Source organism: Mucilaginibacter sp. GW822-FHT03E02, from assembly GCF_058801545.1.
Window position 1 is genome coordinate 2,662,155 of the sequence record NZ_JBXANJ010000001.1, and the last position, 24,342, is coordinate 2,686,496.

Genomic DNA, 24,342 nt, shown 5'->3' on the forward strand with positions numbered 1-24,342 from the left:
GCTGTTAAAACGTAAAGGTAACTTTTACAGCCGGAATATAGCTACCAAAAGCAGTTTGCGCGTAAACCGGCTGGTTAATCATTCCCGGGCTAACCTTAAAGGCAAAGTTATTATCAACCGTGTACGAGTGGATAAACTTGGCATCAATATAGGCATCAATGGTTTGAATACCCCATGCACCTAACATACCCAGGATACTTAAATCGCGGTTGCGGCGGTAGCTGTCAAGCGCATCGTATATATTCTGGGCGGGTACCTGGTTACTGGTATAGGCAATGTACTCATCGTAATAGGCATCTCCCTTTACCGGCGCTACCCCGCTTTTATAATAATGGGCAAGTATATTAAACTCGTTATAGTAACGCTGGTTAAATATCACCGCCGAGGCCAAAAGGCCTATACCAGTGTAAATAATAGGCACTTTCCACCAGCGATGGTTGTACAGCTGCCCCCATCCGGGTATCATCAGCGAATGCATTACTGCCTTATGGGGGCTGTGGGTGCTATCGGGGTGGTATACTTTCTCTTTTTTTATAGGCGGCGCAAAGGAGCCCGGCGCGGTACCCGATGCCTTTTTAAAAGTATCTTTTTTGGTTACCGATGCCGTATCTGTATGCTGTTGCTGCGCTGTGGCCGCAAAGGCAAATAGCATCATAAAACCAGTAATTAACAAATATTTATACATGCAGCTGATAAAATTTAAATAAACCCAGGCTTTTAAAATAGTGATAAGGAGCCTGCTTTTATTTGATTACAAAGGTAATTTTTATAGCCGGATTAAGAAGCTATATTCAGCCGTTACAAAAACACCTTATTAAACAAATCATTAACAGGTTTAACCACTAATTATTATGTACACATTAACTATTATATATAAAAAAGCCGCCCACTGATACGTTTTTATCAGCGGCCGGCTTTTTATTTTTTGTATTTAATTACATCTATTCAAATCACACAAAAATCAGCCTATTATCTTCAATCTTGATTCCTGACTCTTAACTCTTGATTCTCGCTACTTACCAATCCAGCATTTCGAGGATACGGCCAAGATCATCTTCTGACAAGAAGGGAATTTCGATAACCCCGTTGCCTTTAGCACCCAACTTAAGTGTTACCCGCGAACTGAATTTGGAAGCTAAATCGTCCTGTATTTTTTGCAATTGGTATGATACCGGCTCGGGTTGTTTGCCCTCTTTTTTTACGGGGGCCTTCTGCATTTCCCTAACTAACTCTTCAACCTTACGAACCGATAGGCCTTGCTGAATAATATGCTGGTGCAAATATAATTGCTTGGCCGGGTCGTCAATAGTGATGAGCGCCTTGGCATGACCCATAGTAAGCGCACCATCGCGGATAGATGCCTGGATGCTTGGCGGCAATTTTAATAAACGCAGGTAGTTGGTAACTGTCGACCGGTTTTTGCTTACTCTATCACCCAATTCTTCCTGTTTCAGGTTGCACTCTTCAATCATCCGCTGAAAGCTTAGGGCTACTTCAATAGCATTCAGGTTTTCGCGCTGGATGTTTTCAATGAGGGCCATTTCCAGCATTTGCTGGTCGTTGGCCGTACGCACATAAGCAGGTAGCTGGGTTAGCCCGGCCAGTTTTGATGCACGGAAACGGCGTTCACCGGATATCAACTGATATTTATGAGCGTTGATACGCCTAACGGTAATAGGCTGTATAAGGCCCTGCAGCTTAATGGAATCGGCCAGTTCATTTAAAGCAAGCTCATCAAAATCAGTACGGGGCTGAAAAGGGTTTACTTCTATCTCATCCAGCCTGATTTCATTAACCGAGCCAAGGCTGCTCACTTCGGCGGCCGAAGTTGATGCCTCTTCCTTTTTGGTGTTTTTGTTTTGGTATGGTTGTACGTTTACCGAGTCATTCAACAGCGCACTTAATCCTTTGCCCAGGGCATTTCTTCTTTCACTACTCATTTACTTATACTGTTGCTGTTACCGTTGTTGCTTCGGCTTTTACAAGGCCATTTTTCTGGATAATTTCGCGGGCCAGGTTTAAATAATTGATGGCCCCTTTACAGGTAGCATCGTGCATAATAACAGATACACCAAAACTTGGCGCTTCGCTTAAACGGGTGTTACGCTGTATAATGGTATCAAAAACCATATCTTCAAAATGCGTTTTTACTTCATCAACTACCTGGTTGCTCAGGCGCAGGCGCACATCGTACATGGTTAACAATATACCTTCAATTTCCAGCTGCGGGTTCAGGCGCGATTGTACAATTTTGATAGTATTTAACAATTTGCCCAAACCTTCCAATGCAAAATACTCGCACTGTACCGGTATAATTACCGAATCGGCAGCGGTTAACGCGTTGATGGTGATTAAACCTAACGAAGGCGAACAATCAATAATAATAAAATCATATTCATCGCGCACGGCTTCAAATACCTGTTTCATTTTGTATTCGCGGCCACTCAGGTTAATCATCTCAATCTCGGCACCTACCAGGTCAATATGAGCGGGCAGCAGGTCAAGATTAGGAGTCTCCGTTTTCTGGATAGCCTCGTGCGGATCAACCTGGTTAATGATGCACTCGTAAATACTGTTCTTTATATTGCGTGGATCAAAACCGATACCCGAAGTAGAGTTTGCCTGCGGATCGGCATCAACCAATAATGTTTTAAAATCTAATACGGCCAAACTTGCAGCCAGATTTATAGATGATGTAGTTTTTCCTACGCCACCTTTCTGGTTGGCTAAAGCAATAATTTTACTCATTCTATAGTATAAAAAATTTTGATGTTACAATGATTTATATAAACGTAAAGTAGGGTCAGAAATTTCTACTTTCGTAATGTTTTTATCCGGTGATAAAGATACGGAATTAAACAATTACGAAATCCACAGGTTTAGTCAATTTACAAACATAATTAGCAATTATTGAATTATCGATTTATTGAATTATTGATTGATGAATTAGCAAGATGACGCTATTTCTCTTTTATATTTAATACTGTACATATCAGCAATTTAGATGCTGAAAGACTTGCAATTCGATAATTCAATAAATCAATAATTCAATAATTATAAATGATAACAATCATCGCATCAACTAACCGTCCCGGCAGTTCTACCTTAAAAATGGCCAAATATTATCAGCAAAAACTGCAGGAAAAAGAAGTTGAAGCGGGTGTACTATCATTGGCGCAATTGCCGCCCAACCTTATTGAAACCGACCTTTACGGCAAGCGAAGCCCTGAATTTGCCGAAATTCAAAAAATAATTACCCAAACCGATAAGTTTATATTTGTGATACCCGAGTACAATGGCAGTTACCCCGGCGTACTAAAGGTTTTTATTGATGCCTGCGACTTTCCGGCGAGCTTTTATGATAAAAAGGCGGCGCTGGTTGGCATATCATCCGGCAAATACGGCAACATTCGGGGCATTGACCATTTTACCGGTGTTTGCCACTATGTACACCTGAATGTGATGGCACTAAAACTCCATATATCAGGCATCCACAAGGAGTTTGACGAAACCGGCCAGCTGTTAAACGCCGATACGATAAAATTTACCAACGAGCAGATAGATAAGTTCATCTTGTTTTAGATTACACCGATTATTGGATGATTTCACTGATGGGGTATGATTTCACTGATTAGTGATGGCCTCACCGGTTGGGTTGTTTATTATACATTCGGGAATCAAAAAAATCAGCGCAATCGTAACAAGATCGGTGAAATCACATAATAATCGGTGCAATCACCTAAAATCAGTGAAATCACAGTATTAATACCCATCCTGTCAGTTTAGGCTGGCCGGTTTTAAGGTCGATGATATAGTAATAGGTGCCGGGCGGTAATTTGGCTCCGTTATAGGTACCCTTCCAGGGTTTGGCGTAACCAATGCTTTTAAATATCTGCTGCCCGTAGCGGTTAAACACGGTTGTTATGCTTTCGGGGTAGGTAAAAAGGCCTTCAATTTCCCAGCTATCATTTACGCCATCGGCATTGGGCGAAAATGCATTAGGTATTTTTACTTTATGATAAACTTTCACAAAAATGCTGCTGGTATCCTCGCCGCAATTATAGCTCGATTTTACATGTAAGGTATAAGTGATATCATCGGCCGGGTTGGCAACTGGGTTTAACACATTGGCGTCGCTAAGGCCGGTAGTGGGTGTCCAATTGAAAACGTCGGCGCTCTGTGCCGAAGCTACCAGGGTAATTGGTCTGTCCTGGAACATGCTTTGTTTAGTTTGCGTAATAGCAACCGGCGGCGGCAGCACATTAACAGTTAAAGTAGCGGTATCGGTACAGCCAATATTGTTGGTGACTACTACCTTGTATATTGTAGTGTCTGCAGGCGAAGCTACGGGGTTAGCAATAGTGCTATCGGACAAACCTTTGCCAGGCGTCCATTTATAGCTTACGGCACCCTGGGCACTGGCGCCTAAATTAGTTGATGCGCCTTTACAAATAGTAACGGTTGGGCTATTTAAGGTAATAACTGCCTTAGGGATAACGGTGATTGTTGTCGATTTTGAGGTAGAGCAGCCGGTAGCAGATGTTACTATAAAGCTATAATTGCCTGCATCGGCAGGTTTTATGTTTGTAAGTACCAGTGGGTTTTGATTTTTATTAGCGGCAGTAATTCCCGGACCGGTCCAATCAACAGTTACTCCTCCAAATACGTTTAAAGTAACGGTTTTGCCCTCACATTCCTGAACGGGCGGCACATTTGGCACAACGGGATAAGCGTTTATGGTAACACTCAGCGGCTCCGAAAACACCCTGCACGTAGGCGAATTTATATTTGCCCCTTCGGCCACGGCAAGCCTGTACCTGTATACATTGGCTATATTGCTTCCCAGTGTAAAGGTATAAGAATCTGATGTTTCACCGGCAATATCAAGCCAGCCACTGCCATCGTTTCTATTTATCTGCCATTGCGTTTTAGGATTGGTATATCCAGTCCCTATCTTCGATTTAAGTGTATAAACCTTGCTTTCACCTACACATTGATTTTGCGGTTGATTGGCTTCAACCGAAGTAAACCCTGTTTGCACCACGGGGCCGCAAGCTCTAAAATTAATGTCATCAATCAGCAGGTCGTTGCCGCCACCACCGGGTGCCTCGTTGGTCATTTTTAAAACTACCTGGCTGGTATTTGGCGGTGTTTTAAAAAAGAAACTCTTGCGTGTCCAGTCATCGCCGCTATTCGATTCCAGGATATCACCGGTAACCAACGAGTCGAGCACAAGGCCATCTGTGGTTTCGATAGTAAATTTAATATTTGGCCGGATGCCCGATGTGCCGGATCTCATCAGGTTTAGTATATAGGCCGAAAATTCGTACGTGGTATTTTCACATAATACCGCGGGTGTGGTTTTTGTAAAAAAAATACTGGGCGTATAAGATGCATTAATCATCATCATATAGCCATTTGCATCGCCCGTGTGGTCATGGGTTACCGTTTGCCAGGCCTCAACGTGGCAATTACCGGTAGCCCCGCCATATATATTGGTGGCATTTACAATAGTATACGAGCCATCATTAGGACAGTAGCTGGAAAACGACATATTGGTGATCCCCGTCGGTAGCGCACTCCCCGGATTTGAGCCCGATCCAAAGGTCTCGGTAATTACCGGATCGCCCAAACTGCCCGCACAATTTACCGACTGGCCATGCGCCAGTGTAAAATCAAGAATGGCAGTAAAAAGCAAAATTAATTTAAGGGTACGCAAGCGCTTCAATTGGTTTAACTTAAAAAGTTATCCATCAAAAATATATTTTTTTATCGAGGCGGCGTGTATAAATAACACACCAAGGGGCATTATATTGAAATACTTACAAAGCAGATGGTTATCTAAATAAATGAATGTTAAAAAAGTTAATCGTAAAGAGAACTTGTATAAAGCTCCTTGACTCTGAAAAGAGAAGATGATATTGCAAACTATGTCATAGCGAGCGCAGCGCGGCGACATAATTTGGAAAAGACACCCTATTCCCTTTTATAATCCTTATGCACAATCAAAAAACTTGCGCGCTCCTCTTTGTGGAAAGGGATATTCCAGTTGCCCTGGTAGGTTATTTTGATGGGCAGCAGCTGGCCGTTAAAGTTGTTGAGCTCGATGTTCATCTGTACATTAAAATCGACGAACAGGTTACTGAATTTAAGGTCGATGTAACGGCCGAGAATCTCGAACGTGCGCTCGTCAAAAATGGTGGTCATTTCCTTAATCATGGTGTCGCCATCAGATGTGCTGGGTTTGCACCTAACTTTAAAACGATAAACAGGAATGCTATCAAGGTATTTGCCGCGGGCAAATTCATAGTAGTAAAACTGCTGAATATCCCTGCTGAATATCTCCGTTTTATCGCCGATGAACGGTATACCGGTAACCCTGCGGCCTGGCGTAAACACCAATGTTTTAAGCTTAGCTTTATAACTCTCGTTTTTACCTTTTTCGCCTGGTAAGCCATCGCCTTCCACAAAATCGGAGTTGTACGCGTTCATGAAAATGTAATCGAACATTTCAACGGTGTACAAATTGTATTTGCCGTTTTTTTTGTAAACGGTACCGCTATCCTGCCTGGTTATATATTCAATTTTATGCTGACCAGCTATATTACTGTGCTTAAGCTTGCGGTAAACCTTGCCGTCAACCTTGTTTTTTTTATCGTAGGTATAAATGCGGTTTTCGGCAGTAAAGGCATATTTTTTCATATGCTGAAAAGCCCGGTAAAAACTGGTATCGGCCATCACCGCGTCAATAAAATCCTGTGCCCGTAGTTTATGTGAACGGATATCTACTGCAGAATCGATAACAATGGTGCGGATGGTATCGGGATTAAAACGTTGTATCTGCTGGGCAAAAGCAAAACTGCTGAGAATAGTAAACGCTACAAATAATAATAATTTCTTCATCACTAACTATTGACGGTTTGGTTTAGGGGTTTGTTACATGTTGATGCCCGCCACAATATAACCAACTATGTCATTGCGAGCGATAGCGTGGCAACCTCGTAACTATGCAGGGGCGGACTGCCATAGTTACGAGATTGCTTCGTCCCTCGCAATGACAAAGCTGGCGTTAATTCCCTAACTGCTTAATAGCCAAATAAGCCATCAAGCCGGTACTTATTTTAAACGCATCTTCCTCCACATCAAAGGTAGGGGTATGTACCGATGAGGTGATACCGCGGGCTTCGTTGCGGGTACCTAAGCGGTAAAAACAGCTATCGGCTGCCTGCGAGTAGTAGGCGAAATCTTCTGCCGCCATCCAGATATCCAGATCCAATACGTTTTCTTTGCCCAGGTAATCTTCGGCATGGCCGCGGGTGGCGTGAGTTAGTACTTCTTCGTTAATCAGGAAAGGGTAACCACGCATAATATTAAAATCGCAGCTGCCGCCCATGCTTTCGGCTATACCTTCGGCCATTTTTTTCATGCGCTTGTGGGCTTCGGCACGCCAGTTCTCGTCCATAGTTCGGAAGGTACCTTCAAGGTAAACTTCGTTGGGGATCACGTTAGTGGCGCCATTGGCTATTACTTTACCAAATGACAATACCGATGGACTTTTAGGATCGGCAAAGCGGCTTATTACCGTTTGCAAGGCAGTTAATATATGTGCTGTGATGATTACCGGGTCGATATTTTGTTGTGGCTGGGCACCGTGGCCGCCTTTCCCTTTTACAGTAACGTACAGCTCGTCAGTTGATGCCATATATTTACCAGCACGGAAACCTACTTTACCGGCCTCAATCAGTGGCATTACGTGCTGCCCCAATACAGCCTGCGGTTTTGGATTTTCCAGTACGCCTTCTTTAATCATCAGGCTTGCACCGCCGGGTAGTTTCTCCTCAGCGGGTTGAAAAATCAGTTTTATAGTACCGCCAAACTGGCTTTTCAGTTCTGTTAAAATATGGGCTGTGCCCAATAACGATGACGTATGCGCATCGTGGCCGCAAGCGTGCATCACACCAACATTTTGGGATTTGTAGGGTACATCATTAGCCTCGGTAATAGGCAAAGCATCCATATCGGCACGCAGGGCCACCACGTTATTTGACGGTAAATCTCCTTTGATAAGGGCCACCAGGCCGGTGTCGGCCATTTTTTCGTAGGTTAAGCCCAGTTCTTCCAGTTTACCGGCCACAAAAGCAGATGTTTTTTGCTCGTGGAATGATAGTTCGGGATTGGTATGCAGGTGGCGGCGGTTGGCTACCACATCATCAAATATTTTCTGGGATAGTTCCTGTATTTTTTCTTTAATCATTGTCGGTGTCGGCTTTGGGCAGGTTTATTTTTTCGGATATGATGAACAGGCTTGAAAACGAAGGCCGCAATTCCTGTATCAGCTTTTCGGCCTCTAACCGCGTCCTGAAATCGCCTGCACGTACTTTAAAATTAGGTTCGCTGTATAAGATGTAGGTACGCAGTTCAGGATAGTCGCGTTGCAACCGGGCCTGCGCATTATAGGCATCCTTCCGGTTCGATCCGCTGAAGAACTGTACCCGGTAGCCATAAGACGATGTAACCGCCGGCGCTACACCGGTTTCTTTGTTCAGCGAAAAACGCTTAGCAATCAGGGTATCAACCAAGGGATCTTTAACTACCTCAACCTTGCCGCGGGTTTGGGCAAAGGTTCGGGCAGATGCAAGAATTAGTATAAAAAAAAAGCAATACCTGATCAAGCGGTGTTTGGCTTTATGATCAAGAATTGCTTTTTTCATGGTTATCGTAGTTATCTAAAACTGTCATTCTGAACGTAGTGAAGAATCTATTCTACTTCATGCATAATCCACTTGCAAAGTTGGCGATATAGATCCTGCGTGCCTCCCAACGACATATCTGATTTTCCTGTCATCCTGAGGAACGAAGGATCTATCAGCTGTGCATGACCGATAGAAAAGTTCGCAAGTAGATGCTTCGTACCTCAGCATGACAGCCTTTATATTTGAATGCCACCTACCCTTCAAAATTAGTGGATTTTACCACCCCGATGACGGGCTTTTTTTCCTCCTCCCCTTCAGGGGAGGCCGGGTGGGGCTTCTAATTCTGCCCTACGCCGTGGCAGTTTTTATATTTTTTACCGCTTCCGCAAGGGCAAGGATCGTTCCTGCCAATTTTTTGCTCAACCCTTACAGGTGTTGCTTTTTGTATTTCCTGCGGAAAATCGTCCATCGGTACGCCATTGCTTTCACTTACCATTTCGGCTTTGGTGGTTTTTAGCTTACGCAGATCCAATTTTGGTTCTGGTTTGGCTTCCCTCACCTCTTCGGCCTGTTGCTGAACCGGGATACCTCCGCGGAACAGGAAACTCACAATCTCTTTATTCACATTGGCCAACATGCCACGGAACAAATTGAAAGCCTCAAATTTGTAAACCAATAGTGGGTCCTTTTGCTCATAAACGGCGTTTTGAACAGATTGTTTTAACTCGTCCATTTCGCGCAAATGCTCTTTCCAGGCATCATCTATCAGGTACAGGGTAACGTTTTTCTCGAACGATTTAAACACTTCGTGACCGTGGTTATCAATCGCTTTTTTCAACGGAACAGAAACCTGTATGCCGTGGATGCCATCGCTAAACGGAACCACAATATTTTCTACATACTGGCCGCGGGTATCGTAAACATCTTTCAATACCGGGTAAGCCTGCGCTGCTACGGCATCGCCTTTACGTTTGTAAAAATCCATCACCGTTTGGAAGACATGATCAACCAGGGCGTTGATAGAATTTACCGCGAATTTATCGGCATCAACCTCCACATCAACCGAGAACAAGCGAATCATTTCTAAATTAAATCCTTCGTAGTTGTTAGCCTCTTTATATTCGGTAGTGATATCCTCAACCACATCAAAAATGGTATTGCTCAAATCAACATCCAGGCGTTCACCAAACAGCGCGTTGCGGCGTTTGGTGTAAACAACGGTACGTTGCGAGTTCATCACATCATCATACTCCAGCAAACGCTTACGGATACCAAAGTTGTTTTCTTCTACCTTTTTCTGTGCACGCTCAATTGATTTGGAGATCATGGAGTGCTGGATAACTTCGCCCTCCTCGATACCCATACGCACCATCAGGTTCGAGATCCTTTCAGATCCGAATAAACGCATCAGGTTATCCTCCAGTGATACAAAGAACTGCGAAGAGCCCGGATCGCCCTGGCGACCAGAACGACCGCGCAACTGCCTGTCAACCCGGCGCGACTCGTGGCGCTCGGTACCTACAATGGCTAAACCGCCTGCTGCCTGTACACCTGCACCCAATTTAATATCTGTACCACGGCCAGCCATGTTGGTAGCAATGGTAACTGTGCCGGCCTGCCCTGCTTCGGCCACAATATCGGCCTCTTTCTGGTGCATTTTGGCATTCAGTACGTTATGTTTAATACCGCGCAGTTTAAGCATGCGGCTTAATAATTCCGAGATCTCTACCGATGTTGTACCAACCAGTACCGGCCTGCCGGCCTGCGTTAGTTTTACAATTTCATCGGCTACGGCATTATATTTTTCGCGGATGGTACGGTATACCAAATCCTGCCTGTCTTCGCGGCTTGCAGGGGTGTTGGTTGGTATTTCTACCACATCCAGCTTGTAAATTTCCCAAAACTCACCTGCTTCGGTAACGGCAGTACCGGTCATACCGCAAAGCTTGTGGTACATCCTGAAATAGTTTTGCAGGGTTACGGTAGCAAAAGTTTGGGTAGCATCCTCAACCTTAACATTTTCTTTAGCTTCAATTGCCTGGTGTAAACCATCAGAGTAACGGCGGCCATCCAATACACGGCCTGTTTGCTCATCTACAATTTTCACTTTGCCTTCGTCCAAAATGTATTCGGTATCCTTTTCAAATAAGGTGTATGCTTTCAGCAATTGGTTAACCGAGTGGATACGCTCGGATTTGATCGAGAAATCGCGCATCAGCTCGTCCTTGCGGGCAATCTTTTCTTCGGTTGATAAAGTTGATTTTTCAATCTCGGCAATTTCGGTACCTACATCAGGCATTACAAAAAAGTGAGGGTCTTCGCCCGATGAGGTAATCAGTTCGATACCTTTTTCGGCCAGTTCAACCTGGTTGTTTTTTTCGTCGATAACAAAATAAAGCTCCGAATCTACCTTAGGCATATTCTTGCTTTGATCCTGCATGTAATAATTTTCTATCTTTTGCAGTGTGCTCCTGTTACCGCCTTCGCTCAGGAATTTAATTAAGGCTTTGCTTTTTGGCAAACCCCTGAAAGCACGCAATAAAGCCAAACCACCTTTTTCAGGATCGGTGTCACCATCGTTAATTGCTTTTTTGGCCTCGTTCAATACCGTATTTACATACGCTTTTTGGGCGTTAACCAAACGCTCAATACGCGGTTTCAGCTCGTAAAACTCGTGCTCGTCGCCACGTGGGATAGGGCCTGATATAATTAAAGGAGTACGGGCGTCATCAATCAAAACCGAATCCACCTCATCCACCATGGCGTAATGCAATTTGCGCTGAACCAATTCTTCAGGACTACGTGTCATATTGTCACGCAGGTAATCAAAACCAAACTCGTTATTTGTGCCAAAAGTAATATCGGCCAGGTAAGCGGCGCGGCGTTCTTCGCTGTTTGGCTCATGTTTATCAATACAATCAACCGATAAACCATGAAACTCATACAACGGCCCCATCCATTCGCTGTCGCGACGTGCCAGGTAGTCATTCACCGTTACAATGTGTACACCCTGCCCGGCAAGCGCGTTAAGGTATGCAGGCAGCGTAGCCACAAGCGTTTTACCTTCACCAGTAGCCATTTCAGATATTTTACCCTGGTGCAATACTATACCGCCTATCAGCTGTACATCGTAATGAACCATGTTCCAGGTAACCTCGTTACCGGCAGCAAGCCAGGTATTTGCGTGAAAAGCTTTGTCGCCTTTAATGGTTACGTTGCTTTTACGCGCAGCCAGGTCGCGGTCAAAATCGGTTGCGGTTACTTCTATAAATTTATTTGCAGCAAGGCGGCTGGCGGTTTCTTTAACCACGGCAAACGCCTCGGGCAATATATTGATCAATATATCCTCAAGCTCTTTATTACGGTCTTTCTCCAGCTTATCCAGCTGAGTGTATAACTCAACTTTTTCGGCTACATCCATATCCAACTCGTTTTCGGTACGATCTTTTATGGCTTGTATCTCGCTGTCGATGCCCGATAGGCCTTCGGCTATTGTTTGTTTAAAACCTATTGTTTTAGCTCTAAGCTCATCATTACTGATGTTACCGAGTTTTGCATATTCAGCCTTAATTTTTTCAACTATAGGCTTAATACTTTTTACATCCCGCTCTGATTTGCTTCCAAAAAGCTTACTTATAAAATCTAACATATTATTTTTATATGATGCAACAAACTCAATAATTACGCCACAGCGACAATTAAAGTCATATTGACAGGCAAAGGTACAGTTTTAGTTTTTAGTTTTAAGGGATTTATGAGGGATTTGATGCGTGGGGCGGGGTTTGAGGATATTTTTGTCGGCTTTATTTTTCTGAACCGGGATTAAGCAGATTTCTCGGATTTCAGGATTTTAGCTTCTGTCTCGGATGCACGATCAAACAAATCTGATATTCGACCAAACATTGAAAATTTTGCAAATCAAAATCAAAAAAATCTGATAAATCAGCTTAATCCCGGTTCAGACAATTCAGCACATCCACCTTATCCTGCGCCAGCTGAGCCTTCAGTTCATCAAGGCCGGCAAACTTTGCATCGCCGCGTACATAATGGTGAAATTCCATTTGGATGGTTTGGTTATAAATCTCCTGGTCAAAGTCAAAGATGTTCACTTCGATGTTGCGGGTAAGGCCATTTACCGTTGGGCGGCTGCCGATGTAGGCCATGCCTTTATAGGTTTCGCCGGCAACTACCACGGTTACTGCGAAAATACCATCAGCGGGGATGAGCTTGTATTTTTCTTCTACCACTATGTTGGCCGTAGGGTATCCTATCTGCCTGCCAATCTGGTCGCCACGCACTACCTTACCGGTTATAAAAAAAGGGTAGCCAAGAAAGGCATTTGCTAAATCGATCTTATCGTTTAACAACGCCGCGCGGATGCGGGTTGAACTTATGGCAACTTCATCAATATCCTGCTCTGGAATTTCTACTACATCAAAGCCATAAACGGGGCCAAGTTTTAACAAGTCTTCCAGGCCGCCCTGCCGGTCTTTACCAAAACGATGATCATACCCTATCACAATTTTTTTGGTGCCAATTTTGTTCACCAGTACGTCGCGTATATAATCTTCGGCGGTTTGGTTACTAAAATCGCGAGAAAATGGGGTGATGATCAAATGATCTACACCAAGCTGCTCCATCAATTGAGCCTTTTCAGTAATGGTGGTTATCAGCTTAATGCTTTCATCCTCGGGATGCAGTATCATCCGCGGATGCGGAAAAAACGTAAGTATAACGGTTTCGCCGCCTGTTTGCTGCGCCAGCTCCTTAATACCTGCTATAATTTTGCGGTGGCCTATATGCACACCGTCAAATGTGCCAATGGTTACAACCGCGTTGGTTATCGCTGTAAATTCGTCAATATTGTTGTATATCCTCATTTGATGAGTAAAAACACAAATTTAGTTTTTTAGTTCGGCGGGCTGTGCCCGCCTGTTATTTTTTACCTGCAAATGTAATTAGTTGCTGGTCGGCAACGGGCTCAACCGGCGCTTTCAGGGCTTTAATGGTATTAAACAATTCCATCACCTCCCAGGCATCCTCTACCTTATAATTACCACTGCGGGTACGCCTTAATCCAGACAGGTATGCCCCGTTATTTAAAGCAGCGCCAAAATCGTGTACCAAGCTACGGATGTAAGTGCCCTTACTGCATACCACCCTAAAATCAACTTCGGGCAATTCAACGCGTGTAAGTTCAAATTCGCTTATGGTAACGCTTCGCAGGCGGCGTTCAACATCTTCCCCGCGGCGGGCTTTTTCGTACAAACGCTCGCCGTCTATTTTAATTGCGGAGTGGGCGGGCGGATATTGTTGTATATCGCCAGTAAACTGCGCGCAGTTACTGCGCAGCTGCTGTTCTGTAATTTGGCTGATATCGAACTTATTGTCGGGTTCGGTTTCCATGTCATACGATGGCGTGGTTGCGCCAAGCACCATGGTACCGGTATATTCTTTTTCTTCGGCCTGGAAGGTATCAATCTGCTTGGTCATTTTACCGGTGCAGATGATGAGCAACCCGGTAGCCAGCGGATCAAGCGTGCCTGCATGGCCAACCTTCAGTTTTAAAGGCTTAAAAGAATTGCGGATTTTGCCCACCACATCAAAACTTGTCCACTGATATGGTTTATTCACCAGCAACAGCTGGCCATCGGCAAATTCCTGGATATTTTGGTAAGTACTTTTCAAGTAATGTTGTTAAAGCGGCAAAGGTATGGAAAAACAAGAAACAAGCTTGGCTTAATTTCTTCCCTCCATTGTCGCTTTAACAAATAGGCTATTCCTGAAATAATATATAAATTAGATCACATCTAATTTATGACCGGTCATTATCAGCCCTATAATCACCGCGCCTATAACAATACGATACCAGCCAAACAGCACGAAGCCTTTACGCTCTAAAAAAGTGATGAATGTTTTGATGGCCAGCATAGCCACTATAAAAGCGATTACGTTGCCAATTGCAAGCAATTTTATCTCCTCGCCGGTAAAACGGTGCCCTTCTTTATAAAAATCAAGTAGCTTTTTAGCGGTAGCCGCAAACATGGTAGGCACAGCCAAAAAGAACGAAAATTCGGCCGCCGCGGTGCGGGTAAGTTTCTGGCTCATACCTCCAACAATAGTTGATGCAGAACGTGAAGTGCCAGGAATCATGGCCAAACACTGGAAAAAACCGATTTTTAACGCAGTAAGGTAATTGATATCTTTTTCTTCTTTAATAGTTGGCTTATTAAACCATTTATCTACAAAAAGTAAAATGATACCACCTACAAAAAGCGTGATGCCTACTGTAAGTGCACTCTCCAACAAAGCATCTATCTTTTTGCTAAACAGTAAACCAAAAACCGCCGCAGGTATAAATGCTACCAGCAACTTAAGGTAAAAGTTGAACGATTGTAAAAAACGTTTCCAATACAATACAACTACTGAGAGAATAGCACCTAATTGCACTGCTATGGTAAATAATTTAATAAACGGATCGGCAGCGATGCCCATAACAGACGAGGCAATGATCATATGCCCGGTTGACGATATAGGCAAAAATTCGGTTATTCCTTCTATTACGGCAAGTACAATTACTTGTATGAGTTTAACGGTATCCATGTAGGGGTTGGTGATGGGTTAGATTAAATTTGTTGAATTGATTATGCTAAGTGATTTAAAAGAGGCAAGATCAGCAAACATTCTGATAAAAGTCTGTTCATTTTCACCTATTCAACCAATCAACTACTTGCTAACTTCCGGCTTTTTTAAAATAGCGTAAAAACCTAAAGCAAAGCCAGCCAATACTACTATAGGGGCTATAACAATTTTGGTATTGCTGTAAATATCGGTAGTGCCAGACATCAGTACAAAACCAAAAGCTACTATTAATACGCTGATGATTAAAAACTTGTAATTGCCTTTATCAAAAATAAACTCTACAGGCTCATTACTGATAGTTTTTGCCGCTTTTGGCGCCGATACAGTTGCTGATGTTTTTAAAGGCGTTGTTGGTTTAAATTTTTGTGCCATATTTTTTTAATTATTGAATTATCGATTTAGTGAATTATTGATTTAATTACTGCTTCGATATTTTTTAAATATTGATTTTTTTATTGGCTACGCGATAAAACCTTTTGGCTTTAACCTTTTGCCTTTAACCTATCTATACAGGTCGTATATTTTTAAACGTAAAAACTTGTTAACAGCCAGGAATGTGCTAAAGGCCGATATAAATATGCCTAACCCAACCACACCTAAAAATACCATTCCAAACTCGGCATAGCTTTGCAGGAAAATCAGGTCGGGTACTTGCTGGTAGGCCAGGTATAAAGTACCCACAAGCAAAATAATGGCTATTAAGCCTCCTAACATACCATGCCAGATACCATATAATATAAACGGCTTACGGATAAAGCCTTTAGTGGCCCCAACCAGCTGCATGGATTTAATTAAAAACCTTTGCGAGTAGATGGCCAGCCTGATGGTATTATTAATTAAGGCAACCGATAAAACAACGAATATACCTGCAAAAGCCAGGATGATTAAGCTGATAGATTTCACATTCTCGTTCATCTTATCAACCAACGATTGCTGGTATTTCACTTCTTTAACCAGGGGATTTTTCAGCAAGTCGGCCTTAAATTTTTCGATATCCTTGTTGTTGGCAAAATCGGCCTTCATATAAATATCCAGCGATTGTGATAAGGGGTTATACCCAAGGAATTTCACAAAATCTTCGCCCAAATCTTTTTGCAGGTTACGGGCGGCCAGTTCTTTACTTACATATTGGGTTTGCTTCACCATAGGGTTGGCATCCAATTGTTTTTGCAACTGTAACACGTCAGTTTCATGCGCAGCGTCGTCAACAAAAATATTCAATACAATATTTTCCTTTACGTAGCGCGAAATGTTGTTGGCATCTATGAGCAGTAATCCTAACAAACCCACCATTAACAACACCATGGCAATACCAAATACAGTTGAAATGTATATGGTTTTTACTTTTTTTGACGATGCACTTGCTTCAAATTCTTCCATGTTTGTTTAGATATGAGACATGAGATTTGAGATTTGAGATTTGAGAAAAAAAACTGCCGCAAAATTGAGGCTCGTCTCACATCTCATATCTAATATCTCACATCTATACTTGTGCGAAATTAAGAAACACGGGTTAAAGGTAAAAGTTTATTGTTTATAAAAATGGTTTAATATTGTAATAGTGTGTGGGTTTTAACATTTATTAACGTCTGAATCAGAATTTACAGAAATTTAGAATGGACAGAATGCTTGTCAATAGCGCATTGATTCTGTATATTCTAAATTTCTGTAAATTCTGACAACATAAACAATTCCCGTCCCCACCCTGTTATACCTTTATGACAAAGCCAGCAAACGATAAACACAAACAATCGCCTTCGGATACACCAACCGACAGGCCAAACGATAATGGCGGCAAAAGCAAAGTGAAACCCCATGACAAGCAGTACCTTGCCAACGAACCTCATGGCGGCAACATTGCCAAAAAACACGAACGGGAAGAGCAACCGGTGCATTCGGTAAAGGCGGTGCCTAAAAATTAACGGGGTTTTACGTGGTACGTTTTAAGTTATACGTTTAGTTATAACCGTTAAAAACGTAGCACGTAAAACGTACAACCTACCGCGCTATCCCGGCCGAGTTAAACTGCAGATCGTAAAGTTTGCGGTAGTGGCCGTGCTCAATTTTAAGGAGTTCCTGGTGGGTGCCCATTTCCATGATCTCGCCGTGGTCAAGTACAATGATCCTGTCGGCGTTTTGGATGGTCGATAGTCGGTGGGCAATAACTATAGCCGTGCGGCCCTGCATTAGTTTATTGATGGCATTCTGGATCAGGATCTCGGTTTCGGTATCTACCGACGAAGTAGCCTCATCCAACACTAAAATAGCCGGATTGTATACCAGCGCCCGGATAAAAGATATCAATTGCGATTGCCCCGCCGAAAGGGTAGATCCGCGTTCCATTACGTTATAATCATAGCCGCCGGGGAGGCGTTCAATAAATTCGTGGGCGCCAACATCTTTTGCTGCCGCGATAATTTGCTCGCGGGTGATGGATTGGTTGTTAAGGCTGATATTATTAGCAATAGTATCAGTAAACAGGAATACATCCTGTATCACCGTGGCTATTTGCGACCGGAGGAATTCGACCTCATAATCGCGAATGTCATGACCATCAACTTTGGCGCTGCCCTTTCCTATCTCGTAAAAACGGTTAAGGATATTGATGGTAGATGATTTGCCCGCTCCGGTAGCACCTACCAGGGCCAGTGTTTCGCCGGGTTTTACGTGGAAGCTGATGTTTTTGAGCACCCAATTTTCGTCGTTATAGGCAAACCACACCTTGTCAAATTCAATTTCGCCCTGCAGCCTGCCGGTTTTCAGGGTGCCATTGTCAATAGCAACTTCGTCGGTATCCAATACTTTAAAAATCCTGTCGGCGCCTACCATACCCATTTGCAGGGTGTTAAATTTATCGGCCAGCTGACGGATGGGCCTAAAAAGCATATTAAGCAGCACAATAAAGCCGGTTATTAATCCGGGGGTAATTCCTTTTTTTGATGCAGATAAGTTAGCCAGTTGCCCGTCGGTTAGCATCCGTTTACAACCATACCAAACAAGCAGGCCAATGCAAATGGCAAACAAAATCTCGACCACCGGGAAAAATATAGAATAATACCAGTTACTGCGGATGTTGGCATCACGGTATTTTACGTTAACTGCTTTAAACTTGCGCATCTCCTGGTCTTCCCGTGCAAAAAGCTGGATGACGCTGATGCCCGAGATATGCTCGGCCAAAAAAGTGTTTAACTGGGCTACCTGGGTACGCACTTCCTGGAACGATGATTTGATGGCCTCCTTAAATACGTAAGTGGATGCAAACAGGAAGGGCATTGGGATAAGGGTAATCAATGCCAGTTTCCAGTCCTGGAACAGCATCAGGCCGATAACGGCAAATACCAGCAGCATATCGCCCATGATACTGATAAGCCCTTCAGAAAATATATCGGCAATGGTTTCCAGGTCGGATACTGTACGGGTGATGAGCATCCCGATTGGTGTCCTGTCAAAATACTTTAGCCTTAAACTGGTAATGTGGTTAAAAATGTCAATCCTCAAATCGCGAATAACGGATTGGCCCAATGTGTTGGTTAAATAAGTTTGGTAATACTGCGCCACCGTTTGAATAACCAATTGCGCCACCATCAGGCCAACCATAAAAACCAGCCCGTCGTAATCGTCATTCAGGATATTTACATCCAGCGTACGTTGTATAAGAATGGGTTGCAGCAATGCGCCAACTGCCAAAAACACCGTTAAAAAAGCGGCAATCACAAACGTGGTATTATACGGCTTTACATACCGCATCACTCGTTTTAACAATTTCCAATCAAGCGCTTTCCCGGTAACGGAGCCCCCCCCGCCCCCTGAAGGGGGTGCTTTTTGACTGGCAGAGTCGCCTGCTTTTTTTTCGTTATCCTGTTTGTTATTATTCACTTATTCCAAATGTAGTTATAAGTTCTAAATTGTTTTTAGTCAACTATAGTTCCCCCTTCAGGGGGTTAGGGGGCTGGCTAATATTTTACTTCTGTTAAATACAGCCCGCAGGCCGGTACGCTCATGCCCGCGTTTGATCGGTTTTTGCTTTCGATGATCTGGCGCACCGCTTCGGGTGGAATTTCACCTTTGCCTACCATCATCAGGGTGCCTACAATAGCGCGTACCATGTTGCGTAAAAACCTATCGGCCGAAATATGGAATACCATGCCTTGCTCGGTTTGAACCCATTCGGCGCGGCTTATTTTGCAGTTATTTGTTTTTACCTGGGTATTTGATTTACTGAAACAACTAAAATCAATATAATCCATGATCATGATAGCCGCCTGGTTCATCAGTTCCATATCCGGCACATCGCGTAACTGCCAGGAGTATCCCCTTAAAAACGGATCTTTATTGAAATGAACATGGTATTGGTATGAACGCAGCGTGGCATCAAACCGGGCATGCGCGTCTGGGCTAACCGGGATGATGTTTTTTATAGCGATATCAGCAGGCAGGACAGAGTTGAGGCCGCGAATCTTTTGGTTCATGGCAAAAGGGTTCATGGCTGATGGTTCATGGTTCATGGCCGAAGCAGCTTCATTACCATAAACTTCCCTCTCTTTACCATGATCCGTGAACGATGAACCATGAACCTCTTTCTCCTTACCATGATCTATGAACGATGAACCATGAACCTCTTCCTCCTTACCATGAACCATGAACCATGAACCATGAACCATGAACCATGAACCATGAACCTCTTCCTCCACATCAAAATGGGCAAAAAACTCTTTGGCGTGCACGCCTGTATCGGTTCGGCCGCAGCCGGTTGTTTCTATGGGTTGGCGCAGGATGGTACTTAGCGCTTTGTTCAAAGCTTCCTGAACGCTGTGGGCGTTTTGTTGTATTTGCCAGCCATGATAGGCTGTACCATCATAAGCCAGTTCAATAAAATAGCGTTGCTTAGCTGTCACGCCGCAAAGTTAATTATTATGGCGGGCTTGGGTATTCATAATTTGGTCAAAGTATCTGGAATATGCCCAAGCTGTTGTGTTGCGCAACAGGTGACACAAACCGAAACAAAACGAACACATTGATTACCAATTATTTTCAATCTGTGCACAATTATTTAGCCGGCTCACTGATGTATTCTTTGTAAATCTCTTCAAACATCAGCTTATCTTCAACCGCCTGATTAAAAGGTTTATCTAAAAAGGTGTTGCTGTAACCTATTGCCTTAGCCAGGTTCTTCAGCACTTTAAAATAAGTAACCTCGATGCCCTCAACCAGTTGCAGGTAAAATACAATAAAAACATCACGCTCCATAGGTGTTTTGCCCGACCTAATGGCGGTTATGTAGGCCTCCAGCGTCATGGCTTTCATGCCCAGCACGCTTATTTTTGATTGATCTTCGCCTATCGCGTTAAATATGCCGTCCATATGCGTTATCTGGTTCTCGGCATCATCGCGGCAATCCTGTATGGCATTTTTTAAATACTGAAGAGTGGCCAGCGTTTTTATCTCATCAAAAAAATCGATAAGATGTTGTTTGCCGCAATAAATGCTGTTTAAATGTTCGAGGAATATTTTTTTAAGATGCGCATCTTCAAACTTCACCTCCTGTGGCGATAGGTTTTTATCAGGGCTTGTGGTCATCGCTTAATAGTTACTGGAAAATCCGTTTAAATATACTATAATAATTATCATTAAAAGCAAATTTTCGGGATCAATAAAATGCCTTAAGGCAATAATTAAAACAACTATATTTGCCTCTATAATTTTAATATTATGCTACAACGAATACAAAGCATTTACCTGCTTGCCGCCAGCCTGGTGCTGTTTGCTCTTTACTTTTTCCCGCTGGCACATAACGTTTATGTAAATAACGCCCAGGTAACTATTTCGGTCACCGGCATTTTTCAGGATGTTAACGGCGTACAAAAACATATCGAATCTTTTACAGCGCTTACCGCCATAACCGCTGTAGTAGCCCTTATTCCGCTGGTCATAATTTTCCTGTTCAAAAACCGCAAACAACAATTGGCTTTTTGCTATGGCGCTATATTGGCATTATTTGGCTACAGTTTTTGGATGGCACAAACTGTAAAAAAAGCAGTAGGCGAAGGTGTGCAGTTGGATACACACTCCATGGGTATTGGGTTGTTCCTGACATCTATAAGCATAGTTATGCTTTTATTGGCAACCAAAGGTATTAAAAACGACGAAAAGCTAATTAAATCTGCCGATAGGCTTAGGTAACGCACCACACTCCCGCCTCATTTTTAATAGCTTACAGGCAACTGCCATTACAATACCTGTTAACAGGTATTTCATTTAGCGTAATAAATCCATTACATTTATGTGAATTTATGTAATGGGTTTATTAACAAAATTTGCCAACCTTAAGGCCTTTATTTTACCGGTAATATTGTGCGCCTGCTTACGCGTTTCGGCAAATAATATCGATACTTTACTTGTTAAAGGCCCCGTTAATGATTACCTGAGCAACTATTACACCTGGTTTAAGGATGGCACAGGCACATTAACCCCAAATGCCGCTTACGATAGCCTTAAAGCCTATAAATTTAAGCACGACCGTAACCGGAAAGTGTTTAACCGTGGTTTTACGGGCGATAGCTACTGGCTGGCCGTTTATGTAAAAAACGACACCACCATCCAAATCCCCATATTGTGGAGCTTTTATAACAACTACCTGTCATTTGATTTATACGAAGCTGATGATGGCAGGCTGCCCTTAAAATTTCACGGCACCCAATCGAGTTTAAACCCGCTTGATAAACGCGAGTACCCGGTAAGGAGTCCATCGTTCAAAATACTCATGGCGCCGCAGCAAACAAAGCTGTTGCTGGTAAAGGTGCACGCTATTAATACCGATAACATTTACTTCCCTACTGATATCACTACAACTGAGGATTATTTACAATACGAAACGCATAACTCGTTCCTGCTGGGCAAATTCATAGGCTATTTTCTGTTTGCACTGGTATTTAACGTTTTGCTTTGGTTTGCGCTTAAAAACAAGTTACACCTGTGGCATGCGGCATACGTGTTATCACTCATCGGGTTTAATATCAATGAGTTTTTGTTAGACACGTTCACATTTCCAGATTGGCTATACAAACCATGGGCGCTTATACCCAAAAGCCTGTTCCTGCTTTTACCCGTTTACCTTGGCATTAATATTTTGCAAATATTCATCAACCAAAAACAAGATTTTAAATTACTTTATAAAATTTTCAGGGTATATAAAGTTATAGCGTTAATTGTCCTGGCACTCGTTTTTGCTAATTCATTTGTTTTACCTGCCAATAATACTTTTGTTGCTTTTGTGCGCCTTACCGCCAATTATCTCACCCTGGCCGGCTTAATGTTGATAGGTATTAATGTAGTTGCCGGCGTTGTAAAAAAACACTATTATACCATTATTTACTCAATATCTACCATTTTCCTGTTATTTGCTTTTCTTGACTTTTTACTAAACACACTTGAACTTGGCCAGCTTTTTTTTATTCCGCCCGGCAACATCGTAGTGGCATTTACCTTCGAGATACTGGCCCTTACGGTTATATTCGTTTTTAAATACAAAAAAGAAAAAAACGATAGCATCCGGGCCCTTAACGAAACTTTTAATATGCGCACCAGCTGGGCCCGGGAAATTATTAAGATACAGGAATTGGAACGCGAGCGCATAGCCCGCGATTTGCATGACGATGTTGGCGCCACTTTAAGCACCCTGAAACTGCATTTAAGCAACCACCCGGAAAAGGCCAAAACAAAACAGGAAACTTTAGATTATCAACGGTCAATTGACCTGATCACGAAGGTTACAGAAGATGTAAGGGCCATTTCACATGACTTGCTCCCGCCTGATTTTTCGGAGGATGGGCTGTTTATAGCCCTCCAAAGCCGGGTTGACGATATTAACTATAATGGCAGGATAAAGTTTCAGTTGGTTACCGAGGGCGACGAAGAAAAAATAGATAAAGTAACCACTGCTATTTTAATTTATCGTATTATTAATGAATTAATTACCAACATTACTAAACACTCCGATGCATCTGAAGCCAGCGTGCAGCTGGCTGTACTGAGCACCGGCATCCAGATAATAATTGAAGATAACGGGATAGGGATGAGCACCGTAGTAAATAAAGCAGGAATTGGCTTAAAAAACATCGCCTCGAGGGTTGAATTCCTGAACGGGGAAATGCACATTGATACCAGCAAAAATGGATCGACATTTATCATATCAATACCTTTTGACCTTAAACACGATTTAATTAACGATAATGACGCCAGCTAAACCAGCTATCCAAATCATCATTGCCGAAGATCATCCCGCCTTTTCAATTGGGGTTGAGCAGTCATTGGCGCGGACTGGCAACCTTAAAGTAATAGATAAGGTAACCAATGGCAAACAATTAATGCAATTGCTAAACACCAAAGTACCCCACCTTATCCTGATGGATGTTTTAATGCCTTACATGAATGGCATCGAGGCCGCCAGGCAAATCCAAAAAGATTTCCCGGCTATCCGTATCATATTTATATCCATGTACGAGGAAAGGAATATTATTAAACAATGCATGCAGTACGGGCATGGCTATATCCCCAAAGCATCCACTACCGAGCAACTGATTACCATTATCAATACCGTTATGGCCGGCCAAACCTACTACCATAATAACCGCCAGCAGCCTTTTCAGCAAACTTATAGTGATGATCTAATCAAAAAATACAAGCTCACCAAACGCGAGATTGAGCTGATTCAGCTGCTAAAAAATGGATTAACCACCAAGGAGATAGCCGGAAAATTATTTCTGAGCAGCCTTACCATTGAAACCCATCGCAAAAACATTTTCAGAAAGCTGGAAGTGAAGAATATCACTGAGTTGATTGTTTTTGCACTAAGTAACCGGATAGTAGAGTAGAAAAACAGCATCCGGCATTATAAAAGCAACCCCATAAATTACAAACCCCATAATTAAATAGCTATTTTAAAGGCAATTAGCATCAATTTGAAAATATATCCACGAAAAGCAAATCTGTTTGTATATACGTATTGCTT

Annotated in this window: 21 protein-coding genes; 5 read left to right on the forward strand and 16 right to left on the reverse strand. The window is 42.9% G+C overall.

Features of this window, described 5'->3' with window-relative positions; genetic code table 11:
- Positions 1-4: 4 nt before the first annotated feature.
- The 3 genes from AC1RM2_RS11215 to AC1RM2_RS11225 form a co-directional block, all read right to left on the reverse strand.
- Positions 5-685: a DUF5683 domain-containing protein gene (locus tag AC1RM2_RS11215; protein WP_492985175.1), complete on the reverse strand. Its 681-nt coding sequence runs from the start codon at positions 683-685 to the stop codon at positions 5-7.
- A gap of 331 nt (positions 686-1,016) precedes the next feature.
- On the reverse strand, positions 1,017-1,940 hold the full coding sequence (locus AC1RM2_RS11220) for a ParB/RepB/Spo0J family partition protein (RefSeq protein ID WP_492985176.1): 924 nt from the start codon (positions 1,938-1,940) through the stop codon (positions 1,017-1,019).
- A 4-nt stretch (positions 1,941-1,944) separates the two neighbouring features.
- The gene (locus AC1RM2_RS11225; protein ID WP_090641197.1) at positions 1,945-2,748 is read right to left on the reverse strand and encodes a ParA family protein; all 804 of its coding nucleotides are present in this window, start codon (positions 2,746-2,748) and stop codon (positions 1,945-1,947) included.
- A gap of 312 nt (positions 2,749-3,060) precedes the next feature.
- Here AC1RM2_RS11225 and AC1RM2_RS11230 point away from each other — a divergent pair, with 312 nt between their 5' ends.
- Positions 3,061-3,582 carry an NADPH-dependent FMN reductase gene (locus AC1RM2_RS11230; RefSeq protein ID WP_492985177.1) on the forward strand — a complete coding sequence of 174 codons (522 nt, stop codon included), beginning with the start codon at positions 3,061-3,063 and terminating at the stop codon, positions 3,580-3,582.
- 172 nt (positions 3,583-3,754) lie between these two features.
- Here the strand turns inward: AC1RM2_RS11230 and AC1RM2_RS11235 are convergent, their stop codons facing one another.
- The 10 genes from AC1RM2_RS11235 to AC1RM2_RS11280 all read right to left on the reverse strand — a co-directional run bounded on the left by AC1RM2_RS11235 (position 3,755) and on the right by AC1RM2_RS11280 (position 16,715).
- Positions 3,755-5,728 carry a T9SS type B sorting domain-containing protein gene (locus tag AC1RM2_RS11235; protein ID WP_492985178.1) on the reverse strand — a complete coding sequence of 658 codons (1,974 nt, stop codon included), beginning with the start codon at positions 5,726-5,728 and terminating at the stop codon, positions 3,755-3,757.
- A 248-nt stretch (positions 5,729-5,976) separates the two neighbouring features.
- Positions 5,977-6,903 carry a hypothetical protein gene (locus AC1RM2_RS11240; RefSeq protein WP_492985179.1) on the reverse strand — a complete coding sequence of 309 codons (927 nt, stop codon included), beginning with the start codon at positions 6,901-6,903 and terminating at the stop codon, positions 5,977-5,979.
- Between the two features lie 166 nt (positions 6,904-7,069).
- Entirely contained in the window at positions 7,070-8,254 is a 1,185-nt protein-coding gene (locus AC1RM2_RS11245; protein WP_492985180.1) for a M20 metallopeptidase family protein, read from the reverse strand.
- The gene (locus AC1RM2_RS11250; RefSeq protein WP_492985181.1) at positions 8,247-8,711 is read right to left on the reverse strand and encodes an SPOR domain-containing protein; all 465 of its coding nucleotides are present in this window, start codon (positions 8,709-8,711) and stop codon (positions 8,247-8,249) included. The genes AC1RM2_RS11245 and AC1RM2_RS11250 overlap by 8 nt, the downstream gene beginning before the upstream one ends.
- Positions 8,712-9,030: 319 nt before the next feature.
- The gene (secA, locus tag AC1RM2_RS11255; RefSeq protein WP_492985182.1) at positions 9,031-12,342 is read right to left on the reverse strand and encodes a preprotein translocase subunit SecA; all 3,312 of its coding nucleotides are present in this window, start codon (positions 12,340-12,342) and stop codon (positions 9,031-9,033) included.
- A 298-nt stretch (positions 12,343-12,640) separates the two neighbouring features.
- Entirely contained in the window at positions 12,641-13,573 is a 933-nt protein-coding gene (locus AC1RM2_RS11260) for a bifunctional riboflavin kinase/FAD synthetase (protein WP_492985183.1), read from the reverse strand.
- Between the two features lie 55 nt (positions 13,574-13,628).
- A complete protein-coding gene (gene truB, locus AC1RM2_RS11265) occupies positions 13,629-14,381 on the reverse strand; it encodes a tRNA pseudouridine(55) synthase TruB (RefSeq protein WP_492985184.1) in 753 nt (250 codons plus the stop codon).
- Between the two features lie 111 nt (positions 14,382-14,492).
- Positions 14,493-15,296, reverse strand: a complete 804-nt coding sequence (locus tag AC1RM2_RS11270) for an undecaprenyl-diphosphate phosphatase (RefSeq protein ID WP_147053351.1) — start codon at positions 15,294-15,296, stop codon at positions 14,493-14,495.
- Between the two features lie 123 nt (positions 15,297-15,419).
- The gene (locus tag AC1RM2_RS11275; protein ID WP_477354101.1) at positions 15,420-15,707 is read right to left on the reverse strand and encodes a DUF3098 domain-containing protein; all 288 of its coding nucleotides are present in this window, start codon (positions 15,705-15,707) and stop codon (positions 15,420-15,422) included.
- A gap of 129 nt (positions 15,708-15,836) precedes the next feature.
- Entirely contained in the window at positions 15,837-16,715 is an 879-nt protein-coding gene (locus tag AC1RM2_RS11280; RefSeq protein ID WP_492985185.1) for a cell division protein FtsX, read from the reverse strand.
- 338 nt (positions 16,716-17,053) lie between these two features.
- On the opposite strand from AC1RM2_RS11280, the gene AC1RM2_RS11285 reads away from it, so the two are divergent.
- The gene (locus AC1RM2_RS11285) at positions 17,054-17,257 is read left to right on the forward strand and encodes a hypothetical protein (protein ID WP_492985186.1); all 204 of its coding nucleotides are present in this window, start codon (positions 17,054-17,056) and stop codon (positions 17,255-17,257) included.
- A gap of 76 nt (positions 17,258-17,333) precedes the next feature.
- Here the strand turns inward: AC1RM2_RS11285 and AC1RM2_RS11290 are convergent, their stop codons facing one another.
- The 3 genes from AC1RM2_RS11290 to AC1RM2_RS11300 form a co-directional block, all read right to left on the reverse strand.
- Positions 17,334-19,082 (reverse strand): ABC transporter ATP-binding protein, encoded by a 1,749-nt coding sequence (locus AC1RM2_RS11290; protein ID WP_492988246.1) that lies wholly within the window; start codon positions 19,080-19,082, stop codon positions 17,334-17,336.
- Between the two features lie 206 nt (positions 19,083-19,288).
- Entirely contained in the window at positions 19,289-20,230 is a 942-nt protein-coding gene (locus AC1RM2_RS11295; protein ID WP_492985187.1) for a tRNA pseudouridine synthase A, read from the reverse strand.
- A 151-nt stretch (positions 20,231-20,381) separates the two neighbouring features.
- Entirely contained in the window at positions 20,382-20,912 is a 531-nt protein-coding gene (locus tag AC1RM2_RS11300) for a DUF892 family protein (RefSeq protein ID WP_492985188.1), read from the reverse strand.
- Positions 20,913-21,044: 132 nt separating this feature from the next.
- Here AC1RM2_RS11300 and AC1RM2_RS11305 point away from each other — a divergent pair, with 132 nt between their 5' ends.
- From AC1RM2_RS11305 to AC1RM2_RS11315, 3 genes are all read left to right on the forward strand, one after another.
- Complete coding sequence (locus AC1RM2_RS11305; RefSeq protein WP_492985189.1) at positions 21,045-21,515, forward strand: DUF4293 domain-containing protein; 471 nt, start codon at positions 21,045-21,047, stop codon at positions 21,513-21,515.
- Between the two features lie 115 nt (positions 21,516-21,630).
- Positions 21,631-23,577, forward strand: a complete 1,947-nt coding sequence (locus AC1RM2_RS11310) for a sensor histidine kinase (protein WP_492985190.1) — start codon at positions 21,631-21,633, stop codon at positions 23,575-23,577.
- The gene (locus AC1RM2_RS11315) at positions 23,564-24,205 is read left to right on the forward strand and encodes a response regulator (RefSeq protein WP_492985191.1); all 642 of its coding nucleotides are present in this window, start codon (positions 23,564-23,566) and stop codon (positions 24,203-24,205) included. Before AC1RM2_RS11310 ends, AC1RM2_RS11315 begins: the two co-directional genes overlap by 14 nt.
- Positions 24,206-24,342 lie beyond the last annotated feature (137 nt).